The organism is Streptomyces sp. NPDC057280 (assembly GCF_042668605.1).
GTDB lineage: Bacteria > Actinomycetota > Actinomycetes > Streptomycetales > Streptomycetaceae > Streptomyces.
Genome location: NZ_JBHUYR010000001.1, coordinates 398,931 through 414,007 on the forward strand (window position 1 = coordinate 398,931; position 15,077 = coordinate 414,007).

At 69.6% G+C, this 15,077-nt stretch carries 12 protein-coding genes; 2 read left to right on the forward strand and 10 right to left on the reverse strand.

Going from position 1 to position 15,077, the window contains the following annotated elements:
* The first annotated feature begins 152 nt into the window (after window positions 1-152).
* Window positions 153-1,070: a hypothetical protein gene (locus ACFUO4_RS01780; protein WP_383478740.1), complete on the forward strand. Its 918-nt coding sequence runs from the start codon at window positions 153-155 to the stop codon at window positions 1,068-1,070.
* A 248-nt stretch (window positions 1,071-1,318) separates the two neighbouring features.
* On the opposite strand, the gene ACFUO4_RS01785 is transcribed toward ACFUO4_RS01780, so the two are convergent.
* The 9 genes from ACFUO4_RS01785 to ACFUO4_RS01825 all read right to left on the reverse strand — a co-directional run bounded on the left by ACFUO4_RS01785 (window position 1,319) and on the right by ACFUO4_RS01825 (window position 12,437).
* On the reverse strand, window positions 1,319-2,116 hold the full coding sequence (locus ACFUO4_RS01785) for a FadR/GntR family transcriptional regulator (RefSeq protein ID WP_383478743.1): 798 nt from the start codon (window positions 2,114-2,116) through the stop codon (window positions 1,319-1,321).
* 333 nt (window positions 2,117-2,449) lie between these two features.
* A complete protein-coding gene (locus tag ACFUO4_RS01790) occupies window positions 2,450-5,140 on the reverse strand; it encodes an RICIN domain-containing protein (RefSeq protein WP_383478745.1) in 2,691 nt (896 codons plus the stop codon).
* Between the two features lie 309 nt (window positions 5,141-5,449).
* The gene (locus ACFUO4_RS01795; RefSeq protein WP_383478748.1) at window positions 5,450-6,346 is read right to left on the reverse strand and encodes an intradiol ring-cleavage dioxygenase; all 897 of its coding nucleotides are present in this window, start codon (window positions 6,344-6,346) and stop codon (window positions 5,450-5,452) included.
* Window positions 6,343-7,398, reverse strand: coding sequence for a maleylacetate reductase (locus ACFUO4_RS01800; protein ID WP_383478751.1), 1,056 nt, complete (start codon window positions 7,396-7,398; stop codon window positions 6,343-6,345). Before ACFUO4_RS01800 ends, ACFUO4_RS01795 begins: the two co-directional genes overlap by 4 nt.
* Window positions 7,399-7,401: 3 nt before the next feature.
* Window positions 7,402-9,192 (reverse strand): FAD-dependent monooxygenase, encoded by a 1,791-nt coding sequence (locus ACFUO4_RS01805; protein WP_079309154.1) that lies wholly within the window; start codon window positions 9,190-9,192, stop codon window positions 7,402-7,404.
* A 164-nt stretch (window positions 9,193-9,356) separates the two neighbouring features.
* On the reverse strand, window positions 9,357-10,310 hold the full coding sequence (locus ACFUO4_RS01810) for a helix-turn-helix domain-containing protein (protein ID WP_383478754.1): 954 nt from the start codon (window positions 10,308-10,310) through the stop codon (window positions 9,357-9,359).
* 143 nt (window positions 10,311-10,453) lie between these two features.
* Window positions 10,454-10,684, reverse strand: a complete 231-nt coding sequence (locus tag ACFUO4_RS01815; protein ID WP_383478757.1) for a tautomerase family protein — start codon at window positions 10,682-10,684, stop codon at window positions 10,454-10,456.
* A gap of 29 nt (window positions 10,685-10,713) precedes the next feature.
* Entirely contained in the window at window positions 10,714-11,625 is a 912-nt protein-coding gene (locus ACFUO4_RS01820) for an SDR family oxidoreductase (protein WP_383478760.1), read from the reverse strand.
* A 41-nt stretch (window positions 11,626-11,666) separates the two neighbouring features.
* Window positions 11,667-12,437, reverse strand: coding sequence for an SDR family oxidoreductase (locus tag ACFUO4_RS01825; protein WP_079309151.1), 771 nt, complete (start codon window positions 12,435-12,437; stop codon window positions 11,667-11,669).
* A 158-nt stretch (window positions 12,438-12,595) separates the two neighbouring features.
* Between ACFUO4_RS01825 and ACFUO4_RS01830 the strand changes: the two genes are divergently transcribed.
* Window positions 12,596-13,492: a helix-turn-helix domain-containing protein gene (locus ACFUO4_RS01830; RefSeq protein ID WP_383478763.1), complete on the forward strand. Its 897-nt coding sequence runs from the start codon at window positions 12,596-12,598 to the stop codon at window positions 13,490-13,492.
* An 81-nt stretch (window positions 13,493-13,573) separates the two neighbouring features.
* Here the strand turns inward: ACFUO4_RS01830 and ACFUO4_RS01835 are convergent, their stop codons facing one another.
* Window positions 13,574-15,076, reverse strand: a complete 1,503-nt coding sequence (locus tag ACFUO4_RS01835) for an amino acid ABC transporter permease/ATP-binding protein (protein ID WP_383478766.1) — start codon at window positions 15,074-15,076, stop codon at window positions 13,574-13,576.
* Window position 15,077: the final 1 nt, after the last annotated feature.

Genomic DNA, 15,077 nt, shown 5'->3' on the forward strand with positions numbered 1-15,077 from the left:
GTTGTGGAAGAGGACAAGAATTCGAGTCGCTCGCTGCGTCTGAAGTGAGCCAAGTGACGTGAGTGACTTACCACCGGCCTTCTTGGTCTCCGCCTATGTAGGCCACTCACGCCCATCCACCTCCCACACCCCCGATTCCACAGAGGCAGATCTTGACGCGCTCCCCCCGCTCCAGAACCTCGGCCGCCCTCGCCGCAAGCGCTCTCTTCGCCTGCGCCACCCCCCTTCTCGGGGCCGCTTCGGCGCACGCCACGACGGCAGGCGGCTGCCAGTCCGCCACCGTGCAGTACCGCATCGTCGACGCGGACGGAAAGCCGGTCGGCACCGACTGGACCTCGCAGGGCGGCTTCCACCAGTGGGACGCCGCCCCCGGCACGGTCGAGGTGCGTCTGGCCCCGGGACAGACGGTCGGCGACGACTGCAAGTACCCGGTGTCGCTGGCGGAATACACCACCGAAGGTTCCAACTGGTACACCTCCGGCCACCAGACCCTCGTCGACCACGCCACCGTGTACCTCACCGCCGCCGACGTCGCCGACAGCGACAAGCACACCTGGCAGAAGCTGAAGGTGAAGACGCCCGACTGCTACGGCCAGATCGACCTGTACGGCGACGACATCATCTACGACGGCAAGACGGAGGACGGCCACGGCCCGGCCCCGTACCAGCCCGACAACGTCGTCACCCCGTACCACCTCATCGCCGCGTGGAACGGCGGGGACAAGGCCTGCACTCCCGACAAGCCCGACTCCCCCACCCCGACGCCCTCGGAGTCGACGCCGGACACCCCGAGCACGCCTCCCACCAGCCAGCCGCCCGCCGAGGAGTCGACTCCCCCCGCCACCCCCACGAAGCCCTCCACCGAAACGACTCCGCCCACCACTCCGGACGTCCCCCCGGTGGAGTCGACGCCGCCCACCACCCCGACGCCCTCGCCCAGCGACAGCACCCCGCCGCTGGCCGAGACCGGCTCCAGCGCACCGGTCGGCCTGATAGCCGGCGGCGCCGCCGCGGTGATCGCCGTCGGCGCCGGCGCGATCTACACGACCCGCCGCACGCGTCGCTCCTGACCGCCGCCGCAGGGCAAGGCGTCACACCGTAGGACGCCCGACAGCTCCGCCGAACCCGCGCCTCCGTCCGACACGTAGGAGGTCGGGCGGCGGAGCTGTCGCAATCGAGTCGTTTTCGTGCTGCCTCAGCTCGGCTGGCTTCCTGTAAGCACAAGCCGCACGGCGGTGAGGACCTCAGCACCGCCGACGTGGCACTGCCCACCACCGAAACGCTGCTGAACATCCGCAGCGTGGGCGCCCGACCCGAGCTATCCGAACAGGCGCCGCTGGATCTCGCGCCGGTAGTCCTCCAGCGTCCTGTCGAGATGTGCCGCCGTGGCCTCGGCTGCCTCGTCGGGCCGGCCGTCGCGGATGGCCCGGTAGATCACCTCGTGCTCCGCGACCGCGGACTCGGTGCCTTCACCGAGCGTGTAGTGGATTCCGATCGCGCTGGACTGCCGCTGGAGTCGTCGCGCGTCACGCACCGCGCTGACGAGGAAGGCATTGTGCGAGGCCGTGGCCACGGCCCCGTGGAAAGCCTCGTCCGCCTCGTTGAACTCGTCGACCTGACCGTGGACGAAGCCGTGGCGGCACCGCTGCACGGCAACTTCGATGGTCCGCAGCTCCGCGGGGGTGGCGCGGGTGGCGGCCAGACTGCTCGCGGCCATCTCCTGAACCCTGCGGAACTCGAACAGCATGAACACGTGATCGAGGTCGACCGGGCGGAAGAAGCCGCCCCAGCGGCTGGTGATGAGCATGCCCTCGTCGTCCGCGACGAACAGTCCTCGCCCCTTGTGCGCCCGGACCCGGCCGAGGGCCGAAAGGATCTTCACGGCCTCCCGCACCACGGTCCTGCTGGTGTTCAGCCTCTGGGCCAGATCGTTCTCCGTGGGCATCCGGTCGCCCGCCACCAGACCCGACTCGGCGATGAACTCGAGAATCCGCTCCGCCACGACCTCGTAGGCGGGCCGGTACTCAGGCCGCACGTCCGCGCCGTTCACCGTGGCTGCCGCGGCACGAGAGGCCTGCGTCGGCAAGGCGGCGTCGGTCGCGGGTGTGTCGTTCATGTGACCTGCCTTCGGGATGACTGCTGCGAGGCCTTGACGGGGCCTTCGACACGACACCTGGTTTCTTCCCCACAGGGTTCCAGCGGCACATGTGACGGGCTCTCACCCCGAGGCGAGCTGTATCTCAAGGAGAGGTTCGAGCCGGGCGGCCAACTCCGGGTGCAGGGCGGCCTTTTCTCGTGCGGCGCCATGATGTCGTCGGCCAGTTCTGGGGCCATGTCGTCGGAAAGGTAACTTACGGCCGACGCGTGGACAACAGGCTCGGCGCCCTGTCGGTGGGACAGGGCGCCGGACCTGGTGCGGTGGTCTGCGTCCGGTCACCCGGTCACCCGGTCACTGGATCGTCCAGGTCTGGTTGGACTGGTTCAGGTGCATGTACTGGCTGATGGCGGCTCCGTTGGCCGTCGACGCGCCACCGACCTCCAGGACCTGCCTGCTCTCGAAGTTGCGGATGACGTACCCACCGCTGACCGGTTCGAAGTACCACAGCTGGTTGTTGCCGCCGTTGTACCCGTACTGCTGCACCGCGGTGCCCCTCCAGTGGCTGGCCCAGCCGAAGTCGAGGACCTTGCCGCTGTTGCGGTTCACGATCTTGAAAAGCTGACCGCTGACCGGGACAAAGCTCCACTGCTGGTTGGCACCACCGTTGCTCGGCCACTGGACGACGCTCCCGCCGTCGGCGGTGGAGTTCTGGTACACGTCCATCAGCTGTCCGCTGTTGACGTTCTTGATCGTGTAGTACGTCGACGGGTTGGTGTTCGGCGTGCCGGTCGCGTCCTCCAGCGCCCCGCCGCCCTGCTGCACGCTGAAGTCCGAGATGTAGAAGTACGCGCCGTCGGTCTTGGCGACCCGCACGTAGCGGAACTTCTGGCGGACGTCGATGTTGCCCGTGAGTGTCGCGGCGAGCGGCAGGTTGTCCGTCTGGCGTCCCACGACCGTGTAGCTGTCGAAGGACGGGTCGTTGGAGGCCCGGATCTCGAAGTGGCCGCGGGTCTCGGACTGGTCCAGGTCCTGCCGGGTGGTCAGGGAGAACTGTCCGAGCTGGTACGCCTGCCCGAGGTCGACCTGCCACCAGGCCGAACTGTCGCTGCCGGTCGGCGACCAGCCGGTCGAGGCGTTGTTGTCGTTGGCGTTCACCGCCGGCGTGCCGGAACCGTAGACCGACGACGCGGAAGTCGGCTTGTTGTAGGCCAGGTTGAGCTTGGCGACCAGCCCCTGGTAGGCGGACTCAAGACCGGACGCCTTGATCACCGAGTCGCCGGAGGACGTGTTGTTGGTGAGCGTGACGTTGGAGCCGTTGCGGTTCTGGTTGATGAACCCGTCCGTCCGTGACAGCACGTTGTTCGACAGGGTCATGTTGTTCGACCCCTCGTCTGTGTAGAGGCCGGCCACCGCCGAGCCGCAGGCGGCCGACGAACGCAGTACGTCGTGGATGTAGTTGCCGTTGAAGACCGTACCCGGGTCGTTGGAGAGGTGGTAGATGCCGGCGGAGTCGCACAGCCGGTTCATCACGTTGCCGATCCGGTTGTAGCTGACGCTGTTGTCGCCTTCGGCGTTGGCCGCCGACTGCCAGCCCCAGCCCAGCGAGATGGCGGCCCACGGAGTGTCGGAGATGTCGTTGTGGTCGATGGTGGTGCTGTTGACGAAGCCCGCGTCGATGCCCGCGGTGCCCGGGTAGTCCTCGCCGATCCGGGTGATCAGGTTGTTCTTGACGGTGACGTTCTTGACGACCTCCCGGGCGTCCTCACCGGACGGTGAGGTGGGCGGGTTGTAGATGGTGTGGTACTCGACAGTCGGGTCGGAGAACTTGCCGACCATGATTCCGTTGCCGGCGATGTCGTAGATGAGGTTGCCGGTCACGGTGCTGTCGTGCACGCCGTGGTGCAGGTCGAGGGCGCTGGCGCCCATCTGCGTGAAGGTGTTGCCGGTGAAGGAGAGCCGGTCGGCGTACGAGGCCTGGACTCCGGCCGGGGGACGGCCGACGTACTGGTTGTTGGAGGTGTCGGCCGAGAGGTTGTAGTTGCCGCCTTGGCCGTTGAGGTAGCCGTTGTCCGTCGGCTCCATCCAGGTGGTCTGGGCGAACGTGATCCCGGAGAAGCGCAGGTCGTGGGCGGGGCTGCCGAGGCTCGTGCCCTTGATGTCGAACAGCGTGGGCAGCGTGGGTGCCTGCACGGTGGCCGTGGACATGTTCTCGCCGGGGCGGGGCTTGTAGTAGACGGTCTGCGCGGCCGTATCGACGTAGAACTCGCCCGGTTCGTTGAGGAATTCGTGGGCGTTCTCGAAGTGCAGGGGGGAGCCGTCGGAGAGGACGGGGAAGGGCCGCTGGAAGAGAATGCCCGCCTCGTGGTCCTGGATCGACACATTGGCGGTGCCGCCCGCGGAGCTGATCGACTTCAGCCGCAGGTAGCTCTCGCCCCACTGCGTCTCCAGCATCATCTCGACCTTGCTGAGCTGGTCCCAGTTGGAGACCTGGGAGCTGAGCACCTTCAGCAGCTTGTTGGTCTTGTCGCTGCCCTGCAGCTGGAAGTCCGAGCCGACGTCGGGGTAGCGGGCCCGGGTGGCGCGGACCCCGTTGACGTACAGCTGCCGAAAGTTGAGGCTGCCCACCGACGCCTTGTACTCGCCGTTCGCGGACGCGGTCCAGCCGGTGATGGCCTTGCCGCCGGAGATCACGGGCGTCTCGCCGTTGTACGCCTGGTAGACGACCGTGTGGCCGTTCGTGCCCGAGTCGCTGGTACCGAAGGAGATCGGACCGGTGAGGGCGTAGGTGCCGCCGCGCAGGTTCACGACGATGTCGTCCGACATGTTCGCGTTGACGGCCCGCACCGCGGTCTTGGCGGCCTGGATGGTCTTGAACGCTGTGGTGGGGCTGGTGCCTGAGTTGCTGTCACTGCCGTTGACCGGGTCGACATAGAAGTTCGTCGTGGCCGCGTAGGCGGGTTGAGCGGGCAGCACGGCCGCGAAGACGACAGCCGCCGCTGCGAGCGCCTTGACCGTCCCCGCACCGATGCGTAGGGGTCTCATGTGGTGTCCTTCCTCCAGCCCCACTTCTTTGAGTTGCATTTATCGATGCATGGAGGCACACCGGTCAAGATATGAGGCAGACCTATTTTTCAGGGGGACAACATTGACGACATGAGGTTGTGACAGGCGCGGCACCGTGCGCAGTGCTCACGGTGGACAATAGTCGCAGGTAGAAGACGGGTTGCGCTTGATTGTCGGCCGCTTCTCGCCGGCCTGTCAGCGAACTGCCTCCTGAATGAGTAGTACTCATTCAGGAGGCAGTTAATCTCTTACATCTTTCGGCGCCGCACAGTCTGCCGCGGACCCACGTCAGCCGCTGCTGTCGGCGGGGGCGAGGACGATGTCGAAGCGGACCTGGGTCCAGGTGCCGTCCACGACCCGTCCGTCGGGTGTCGGCGTGCCCGCCGGGCGCTGGTCGAAGTCCTTGACCAGCGACTCCTTGACGCCGAACACCGTGTCGGAGTCGAGCAGTTCGTCGCCCCGGACGAAGATGTGCGTGACCAGGGTCCGGCACTGGGGGGCCTCGACCATGAAGTGCAGGTGCGAGGCCCGCATCGGTGAGCGGCCGGTCGACGCCAGCATCCTGCCCACCGGGCCGTCGTGCGGGATCGGGTACGGCGTCGGGGTGACGCCCCAGAAGCGGTAGCTGCCGTCGGCCTGGGTGAACAGGTGCGCGCGGGCGGCCACCCGGTCGTCGTCGTACTGGACGTCGTAGAACCCGTCCTCGTCCGCCTCCCACACCTCGATCTTCGCCCCGGCGATCGGGTTCCCGGCGGCGTCGGAGACGGTTCCCTCGACCCAGCAGGGCTCGCCCGCGGCACCGAAGGACATGTCCCCGCCCGGCTCGATCCTCGGGGAGTCCTCGACGAAGAAGGGGCCGACGACGGTGGCCTCGGTGGCATCGCCGTAGGCCTCGTTGTTGATGGCGATCGTCTGCATCGACGCCCCGAGCGTGTCGGAGAGCAGGATGAACTCCTGGCGCTTGTCGTCGGTCAGATGACCGACGGCGGTGAGGAAATCGATGCCCTGCTTCCACTCCTCCTCGGTGAGGCGGACGTCGCGCAGGAAGGCGTGCAGGTGCTTGACGATCGCCTGCATCAGCTCCTTCAGCCGAGGGTCCTCACAGGCGTCGAAGGAGCGCTGCACGCGCGCGATCAGGTCTTCCTCCCGGGCCGCCTGCTCGGAAGACACATCGTGGAGCGTCATACGGCGTCACTTCCTTCCCAGGCCGCACGCAAGAGCGCGGTGAGGTTCTCCTCGGTCACAGCAGTGGGGTTGTCGGCGGGGACGGCGGCGAGGACGGGGGTGACCGCCCGGGCGATGCCGTCCTCGGGCATGCCGTAGTCGCGCAGCGCCCGGGGGGCGTCGAGCGCCTCGCGCAGTGCGGCCAGTCCCGCCACCGCCGTCGGGCTGCCGAAGGCCTCGGCGATGCGCCGCTCGGTCTCCGGTACGGCCGGGGCGTTGAAGGCGAGCACGTGCGGCAGCACCACCGCGTGGGTCTGGGCGTGCGGGAGGTTGAACATGCCGCCCAGCACATGGCAGATCTTGTGGTGCAGGCCCGAGCCGGCCGAGGCGAACGCGACGGCGGCCAAGTAGGCCCCGTAGAGAGTCTGTTGGCGTCCTTCGAGCCCGGCCGGGTCGGCGACTACCGCGGGCAGGCCCTGGGCGAGGCCCCGGATCCCCTCCCCCGCCAGGGCCCGGTCGATCGGGTCGGCGCGCGGAGCCCACATGGAGTCGACACAGTGGGCCAGGGCGTTGAGGCCGCTGGCCACGGACATCTCCACCGGCAGGGTGAGCATCAGTGAGGCGTCGTAGACGATCGAGCGCGGCAGGACCCTCGGGTCGACGCCGGTGCTCTTCACCTCGCCCTCGGTCAGGCCCCAGACGTTCGTCGCCTCCGAACCCGCGTACGTGGTGGGGACGGCCACGATCGGCAGGCCGGTCGTCAGCGCCACCGCCTTGGCCAGACCGGTCGTCGAGCCGCCGCCGACACACACCAGCACGTCCACGGCGCCTTCCACCGCGGCCTTGCGGGCGCGCTCGGCGACGTCGACCGGGACATGCATCACGACCTCGTCGTGGCGCACCGCCACCGGCAGATCGGCGGCGACACGGTCGGCGAGGGCCGCCTCCGTCGACGCGGCGATCAGCATCGCCTTCGTCGCCTTCAGTGCGGCCACCTCGGCCACCACGGCGGTCATGGCCTCTCCGGGTGCGAAGACGACCCGTTGCGGCAGCGTCTCGTGGGTGAAGCGCACAGGTCAGGCCTTTCCGAGGAGCTGGGTGAGGGCGCCACGCAGCGCGGCCGCGGGGTCGTCGGCGAGGCTCATGGCGCGCCAGGCGACGTGCTTGTCGGGGCGCACCAGGATCGCGCCGGACTCCTCGACCTCACGCAGCTTGGCCCAGTCGTAGTAGAGGTCCGTCACCTCGCGGCCCGGGCCGATCACCACCGTGTCGAGCGGGATGCCGAGCTCCTGCGCGACCTTCTCGGCAGCGCCGGACCAGTCCTCACCGGCGATGCCCGTGAGCAGGGTCCAGCGGGTGTACGGCGCCAGGTCCATGAGGGCGAGTTTAGTGACGTTGTCGCCGACCCAGGCGTGTGGAAGGTGCGCGCCGGGGCTGGTGGACATGACGTGGTAGAGGTCCTCGTCCCTGCTCGGGACGGGCCGGGTGCCGTCGGAGACGACGGCGGCGGACTCGTAGAACTGGCCGAGTTCGACGCCGTGCGCGTTGAACTCGTAGTTCTTGGTCTCCATCGCCGCCACCAGGGCGGCCCGCTTGGCAGCGCCTTCGGGGGTGTTCGCCTTCCGCTCCTCGATCAGGGCCCGCATCTCGTCCTCGTCCTTGGCGTCGAGGACGCCGAGGGCCTGGAAGAGGTCGGCGAACTCGCGGCTGGACTTGTTGGCCCGGGTGACGATCCGCTTCGCGACCGGCGCCCGCTCCGCCGAGTACGTCTCCAGCAGCGACGGGTCGGCCTGCCCCCGCAGCACCGCCGCGAGCTTCCAGGCCAGGTTGTAGGAGTCCTGGACGCTGGTGTTGGAGCCCAGGCCGTTGCTCGGCGGGTGGCGGTGGATGGCGTCTCCGGCGCAGAAGACACGGCCTTTGTGCAGGTGGGTGGCGTACATCTCGTTGTTGCCCCAGAGGCTGGTGCCGGTGATCTCGACGTCGAGGTCCGGGATGCCGAGCAGCTGGCGCACGATGCGGATCGCCTCGGTCTCGTCGACGACGGGCGGCTCGGAGTTGATGTCGTAGCCCCATACGATGAGCCACTCGTTCCAGGGGCGGACCATCCGGACCAGACCGGCGCCGATGCCGCCGACGTTGGCGCCCGGCTGGATCACCCAGTACAGGACGGACGGCCGGTGGCCGACGTAGGAGGCGATGTCGGCCTTGAAGGTGATGTTCATCGAACCGGCGATGTCCATCGCGCCCTCGTAGGGCAGGCCGATGTCCTCGGCGACCCGGGAGCGGGCACCGTCGGCGCCGATGAGGTACTTCGCCCGGATGTCGTACTCGTGGCCGGTGAGCCGGTCGCGGACCCGGACGGTGACGCCCGTGTCGTCCTGGGTGTGCGAGAGGTACTCGGTGGAGAAGCGGGTCTGGGTGCCGCGGACGGTGGCGTTCTTGACCAGGATCGGTTCGAGGTAGGTCTGCGGGATGTCGACGGTGAGGCAGGGGGAGGCCAGCCGGTAGTCCGCCTCCCGGTCGGGCCGGGTGCCCCAGGTGTGGATGCGGCCGATCTCCTCGCCCGCGATGGAGGTGCAGAAGACGGTGTCACCGACGAGGTCGTGGGGGGTGGCGTCGGCCAGTACCTGGTCCTCGATCCCCATGTCGCGGAAGATCTCCATCGCCCGCTGGTTGGTGATGTGCGCCCGGGGCGTGTTCGCGGTCCACCGGTACTTGGTGATCACGATGTTGTCGATCCCCAGGGTCGACAGGAACAGCGCCGCCGAGGCGCCGGCCGGGCCGGAGCCGACGATCAGGACATCGGTCTCGACCTGCGACGATGTCGGGAGTCCGGTCTCTTGCTGACCGTCGTTGAACTCGGGCATGGGGCCTCTCACCTTCTTCTCGCGGTGCGTTGAAGGCAGCGTGCCCCCGGCCGCGGCCGCATCGGGCGGTACGGGCTGGAGGACGGCCGAAATCCGTATGACGCGGCTGTTTCGAAGGCGCTTCGTCGCTGTGGCGAGGGCGACGGTGGTGCGCCCGAGGTGGTTCAGTCCCGCTTCGCGGCCGTACGGCGCAACTCGCCCGCGGTGATGCCGAACCGGGCGTGGAAGGTCTGCGAGAAGTGGGCGACCGAGCTGAATCCGCATCTCGTCGCCACCGTCGCCGTACGCAGCTCGGCGGCGTCCGGGCCGGTCAGCAGCCCGTGGGCGACTTCGAGGCGCCGGCCGAGGACGTAGCGAGGGAACGTCGTGCCCGCGTCGGCGAAGACGCGGGTGAGCTGACGGACGCTGATGCCGACCGCGCCGGCGACCTCGGGGGCCGACAGGCGCGGATCGTCCAGCCGGTCCTCGACGAGGGCGCAGGCGAGCGCGCGATGCACGACGGGCGGGCGCGTGGCCCCGTCGCTCACGAGGACGGACGCCAGGTCGACGAGGGCCTGCTCGTCGGGGCGGGTCGCGCCCGCGACGCCGACGGCACGTCCGACGATGCGGGCGAGCGCGCGGCCGTAAGGATTGCTCTCGTCGCGCCGCACGATGAGCGGCTCTCCGACGTGCACGCCGTCCGGCAGCGCGCCGCGGTCCACGCGGACCGCCAGTTCGTCCAGCCCCTGGCCGAACCCGCGGACGAAGCTGCCGTCCGCGTCGCAGACCAGGACGTCGCCGGGGCGGACGACCTGCCGCCGGCCGGCCTGCTGGAACAGCGCCTCCCCGCGCAGGGAGACGTAGATCGCGACGGAACCCGTGGGCCGCCGTTCGATGAGGTCGGCGGGACGCTCGACCATGTGCGCCGTGGTACGCACCCGCGCCAGATGCACCCGCCCGAGGTCGAGGTTGTCCTCGCGCGCCCGGAAGTCCGCGCCGCCCGTGGTGCGGCACGTCAGGGCGATGAGGGCGTCGGCGTTGTGCTCCTCCCAGGCCCGCAGCCGCTCCCCCGGCGGCGTGTGTGCCGTCGAGAACACCTGCGCCGGACGGGGCGCTGCCGGGGGTGCTGCCGAGTGCATGGTTCAGAGCCTAGATCCGCGATGCCGCGTTCCCAACTCCTCAGGCCGAGACGGGGCCGGCTGAGCTCGGCCGAGGGCCGCCGGGTGTGATCGGCGGCCCTCGGTTTCACGGTGCTGTCCTGGCCGCATGGCGGCCGGTGCGGTCAGGCGTCGCCGGTGTCGGACGATGTCGCCTCACCGAGCATGGCGAGGGTCAGCACGTTGCCGGAGATGCCCCAGCCGCCGTCGGCGACCTCTTCGACCAGCACCATGGTGTTGGCGCGGGCGCGCTCGCCGTAGATCTCGACGTACAGCTCGGTGGTGCGGGTGACGATCTGCTCCTTCTGCTTCGGGGTGAGGGTCTTCTCGGGGACCTTGAAGTTCGCGAAAGGCATGGCTGGTTGTTCCTTCTCTCGGTGGGGCGTTACAGGGAGCTGCCTGCGGTGAGCAGGCTGTCCAGTCCGATGCGGCGGAAGAAGTCGGCGCGGACGCGGTCGGCGACCGCGGAGACGACTTCGCTGCCGTCGCGGCTGGGGTCTACGTGGGTGCGCAGCGGCCGAGTGCCGTGCGCCATCGCGACCAGGCGCACGACGGCTTCAGCGACCTCTGTCACATCGGCGTCCGGAGGGATGAGCGCGGCCAGACGCTTGCCCAGATCGTCCATCACGGGTCGGTGACGCTGGTCGTAGGCTTCGGCACGATCACGGTCCGCGGGGGCGCCGGCGTGGGCGAAGTGGTTGGTGCCGGTGGTGAACGCACCGGGCACCACGATCGCGGTGTCGATGCCGAACGGGAGCACCTCGGCGGCGTAGCTGACGGCCAGCGCGTCCATCGCGGCCTTGGCTGCGAAGTAGGGGGCCAGGAACGGGGGGCACCCGCCGCGGGTGCTGGAGCTGCCGATCCAGACCAGCAGCCCCGAGCCCTGCTCACGCAACGTCGGCAGGGCGGCGCGGTTGACGCGCTGTGTGCCCAGGACGTTCACGTCGTACAGGTCCGCGAGTTGGTCGGTGGTGAACGCCTCGGCGGCGCCCAGGACCATGTGGCCGGCGTTGTGCACGACCACGTCCAGCCGGCCGTGCTCGGCGAGGATCCGGTCGACCGCGGCGTCGGCGGACTCCTGGGAGGTGACGTCCAACTCAACGGCCTGTACGTCGAGTTGGTGGTCAGTGCCGAAGCGGGCCAGGTCGGCCACCGCGGCCACGTTGCGGGTCGCCGTCTGGCGGATGCCCGCGTACACGGTGTGACCGGCGAGGGCCAGAGCACGCACGGACAGCGCCCCGATGCCGCTGGAGGCCCCGGTGACCAGGATGACCTTTCGGGTGTCGTCGTTCCTCATGACAGGGCCTTTCGTTGATCGATGGGGTGGCTGCGGGCGGTTCAGACGATTCCGCCGTTGGCGCGGACGACCTGTCCGTTGATCCAGTGGCCGGCCGGGGAGGCCAGGAACGCGACGACCTCGGCGATGTCGGCCGGGGTGCCGAGCCGCTCCAGCGGAGGCTGGGCGGCCAGACGGGCGATGGTCTCCTCGTCCTTGCCGTCCAGGAACAGGTCGGTGGCCGTGGGGCCGGGCGCGACGGCGTTGGCGGTGACGTCCCGGCCCCGCAACTCCCTGGCCAGGATCAGCGTCAGCGCCTCGACCGCGCCCTTGCTGGCGGAGTACGCGCCGTAGTTCGGGAAGGCCAGCCCCACCACGGACGTCGAGAACGTCACGATCGCACCGCCGCGGCGCACCCGACGTACTGCCTGCTGGGCGACGACGAACGTGCCGCGGATGTTCGTGCGGTGCAGGTCGTCCAGGACGGCCAGGTCCAGCTCGGCGATCGGCGCCATGTGGGCCCGCCCGGCAGCGTGCACGACGACGTCGACACCGCCGAACTCCGCCTCGGCCGCGTCGAACAGAGCCTCGACGGCGTACTCGTCGGCGACGTCGGCACGTACCGCGATCGCCCGGGCGCCGGCGGTGACGGCCTCCTTCACGGCTGCTTCGGCCTCGCCGTGGTTGCCGGCATAGCCGACCACGACGTCGTACCCGTCGGCGGCCAGCCGGCCGACGGTCCGGCGGCCGATGCCGCGCGAGCCGCCGGTGACGATCGCGACTCGGGTCTGGGCCGGGGTTTCGAGCCCGTCGAGGGAAGTGGGGAGGGGCATGACTGACTCCTGGGGTGATTGCGGGTCGGGCCGCGGTCTCGCCGTCGCCCTGCTGCGCCCTCAACGATCAGCCGGTCCCCCACCCCTAGCCAGGGCTGCGTTTACCCAGGGGACGCCACCCCCTGGATACGACTCGACGCACGAGCGACCATGAAGAGGTGAACCTTCCAGAACTCGGCGCCTTCCTCCGGACCCGCCGCGACCGCATCCGCCCCGCCGAGGTCGGTCTCCCCCAAGGCCCGCGCCGGCGCGTCCCCGGGCTGCGCCGCGAGGAAGTCGCCCAGCTGGCAGGGCTGTCGGCCGACTACTACACCGAGTTGGAACGCGGTAGCGCGAAGAACGGCGTGCAGCCCTCGGCCCAGACCCTGGCCGCCCTCGCCCGGGCCCTGCGCCTCAACGGCGACGAGCGCGATCACCTGTTCCGCCTCGCCGATCGGCCGATCCCGCCGTCGGCCCATGGAACGTCGGCGCATGTGCAGCCCGCGCTTCTCGGGCTGCTGGACCGGCTGTCCAACACCCCCGCGCGCGTCATCACCGACCTGCACGAAACCCTGGTGGAGAACGACCTGGCCCGTGACCTGCTCGGCGAGTCCCCCGCACACCGCGGCCCGACGGCAAGCTTCGTGTACCGCTGGTTCACCGATCCGCAGGCGCGCGAGAGGTACCCGTCCGAGGATCACCCGCACCACTCCCGGGTGTTCGTGGCCGACCTCCAGGCGGCGTCCGCACGCCGCGGCCAGGACGCGGAGATCACCAGGATGGTCGCCGTACTGCGCCGCCGCAGCGAGGAGTTCGCAGCCCTGTGGGACACCCACGACGTCGCGGTGCGCCGCAAGGACCGCAAGAGAATCGTCCACCCCACGCTCGGCGTCATCGAACTCGACTGCTACAACCTGCTCAGCGAGGACGGACGCCAACGCCTGCTGTGGTTCACCGCGCCCCCCGGAAGCCGGGGAGCCGAGCAGCTGGAACTGCTGTCCGTGATAGGAGCCCAGGACCTGAGCGTCACCGACAGCACGTCGCTGCGACCGGGCCGGACTTCCAGCAGCTGGTGAGCCCCCCGGTGACCGCGCCGAAGTCACCTGAGCCGTGCGGCGGCCCCGGATCGGCCCGGCCGCACACCGGGCCGACGGGATTCACGCGGGGCCGATCGCGGCGAAGAACCGTTCCAGGCGCGGTTCGCCGGAGTGGTCGAAGACCGTCTCAGGCGGGCCCTGGGCCAGGATGCGGCCCTGGTTCATGAAGACCACCCAGTCCGCGACCTCGCGGGCGAAGCGCATCTCGTGGGTGACGACGACCATCGTCGTGCCGTCGGCGGCGAGGTCGCTCATCACCGACAGGACCTCGCCCACCAGCTCGGGGTCGAGGGCCGAGGTCGGTTCGTCGAAGAGCAGCACGCTGGGGTCCATGGCCAGGGCGCGGGCGATGGCCACCCGTTGCTGCTGGCCGCCGGAGAGCTGGTGGGGGTATTTGTGCGCATGGGAGTCGAGGCCCACCTTGCCGAGCAGTTCCCGTGCCCGGCGTTCGGCGTCCGCCCGGCCGCACAGCCGCTGCTGGAGGGGCGCGAGGGTGATGTTCTGCAGCACGGTCCGGTGCGGGAAGAGGTTGAACCGCTGGAAGACCATGCCGACGTGACGGCGCTGGGCGGCGAGTTCACGGTCCTTGCCGCCCATGAGCCGGCCGTCGATCTCCACACTGCCCTGGTCGGGCTGTTCCAGGTGGTTGAGCGTGCGGACGAAGGTGGTCTTGCCCGAGCCCGAGGGGCCGATGACGGCCACCACCTCACCACGGTGCACATCGAGGTCCACGCCGTCCAGGACGGTCACCGGGCCGAACGACTTCCGCAGTCCGCGGGCCCGTACCACCACCTCGCCCCCGTGCGGGGTGCGGGGCCGCGTCCGTGCCAGGGTCGCGGGGACGGCCTCGGTCTCCGGGGCGGTGTCGGCCCCGGCCTTCGTACGGCGTCTGCGGACGTCGAGGCGGCGTTCGAGCAGGGCCCGCAGCCGGTCGAAGACGGTGACCAGCATGACGTAGTAGAGGGCGACGGCCAGCAGCGTCTCCAGGACCAGGAAGTTCTGGGTGTACAGGCGCTGGCCGACCAGCAGCAGCTCGGCCAGGGAGATGGAGCTGACCAGCGAGGTCAGTTTGAGGATGCTGATGAACTCGTTGCCCAGCGCGGGAAGCGCGACCCGGAACGCCTGCGGCACCACCACGTGCCGCTGCACGCCCGCGTACGGGATGCCCAGCGCCTGTGCGGCCTCGCCCTGTTCCTTGCCCACGGCCAGCAGACCGCCGCGGTGGATCTCGGCGATGTACGCGGTCTCGCTGAGCACGAGGGCGACCAGACCCGCGGTGAAGGGGCTCGACAGCAGGGGCCTCAGCTCGGGGAAGAGCTGCGGCGAGTTGTAGACGAAGATCAGCAGGACCAGCAGGGGCAGGCTGCGGAAGAACCAGACGTACGCGGAGGCGAGCAGCCGCAGCGGGCGTAGCCGCGACTGCTGGGTGAGGGCGACGAGCAGGCCCAGCGCGGTGGACAGGACCCAGGCGGCGACGGCCAGTTCGACGACGAGCAGGGCCGCCCGCCACAGGTCGGCGTCGGCGAGCAGGCCGATGGTGTAGTGCCAGTCGAAACTGCCCATG

Excerpts from the sequence above, each read along its gene's own strand:
- ACFUO4_RS01785 (WP_383478743.1), bottom strand. The coding sequence starts at position 2,116 with ATGAACGACACACCCGCGACCGACGCCGCCTTGCCGACGCAGGCCTCT.
- ACFUO4_RS01790 (WP_383478745.1), bottom strand. The coding sequence starts at position 5,140 with ATGAGACCCCTACGCATCGGTGCGGGGACGGTCAAGGCGCTCGCAGCG.
- ACFUO4_RS01795 (WP_383478748.1), bottom strand. The coding sequence starts at position 6,346 with ATGACGCTCCACGATGTGTCTTCCGAGCAGGCGGCCCGGGAGGAAGAC.
- ACFUO4_RS01805 (WP_079309154.1), bottom strand. The coding sequence starts at position 9,192 with ATGCCCGAGTTCAACGACGGTCAGCAAGAGACCGGACTCCCGACATCG.
- ACFUO4_RS01810 (WP_383478754.1), bottom strand. The coding sequence starts at position 10,310 with ATGCACTCGGCAGCACCCCCGGCAGCGCCCCGTCCGGCGCAGGTGTTC.
- ACFUO4_RS01815 (WP_383478757.1), bottom strand. The coding sequence starts at position 10,684 with ATGCCTTTCGCGAACTTCAAGGTCCCCGAGAAGACCCTCACCCCGAAG.
- ACFUO4_RS01820 (WP_383478760.1), bottom strand. The coding sequence starts at position 11,625 with ATGAGGAACGACGACACCCGAAAGGTCATCCTGGTCACCGGGGCCTCC.
- ACFUO4_RS01825 (WP_079309151.1), bottom strand. The coding sequence starts at position 12,437 with ATGCCCCTCCCCACTTCCCTCGACGGGCTCGAAACCCCGGCCCAGACC.
- ACFUO4_RS01835 (WP_383478766.1), bottom strand. The coding sequence starts at position 15,076 with ATGGGCAGTTTCGACTGGCACTACACCATCGGCCTGCTCGCCGACGCC.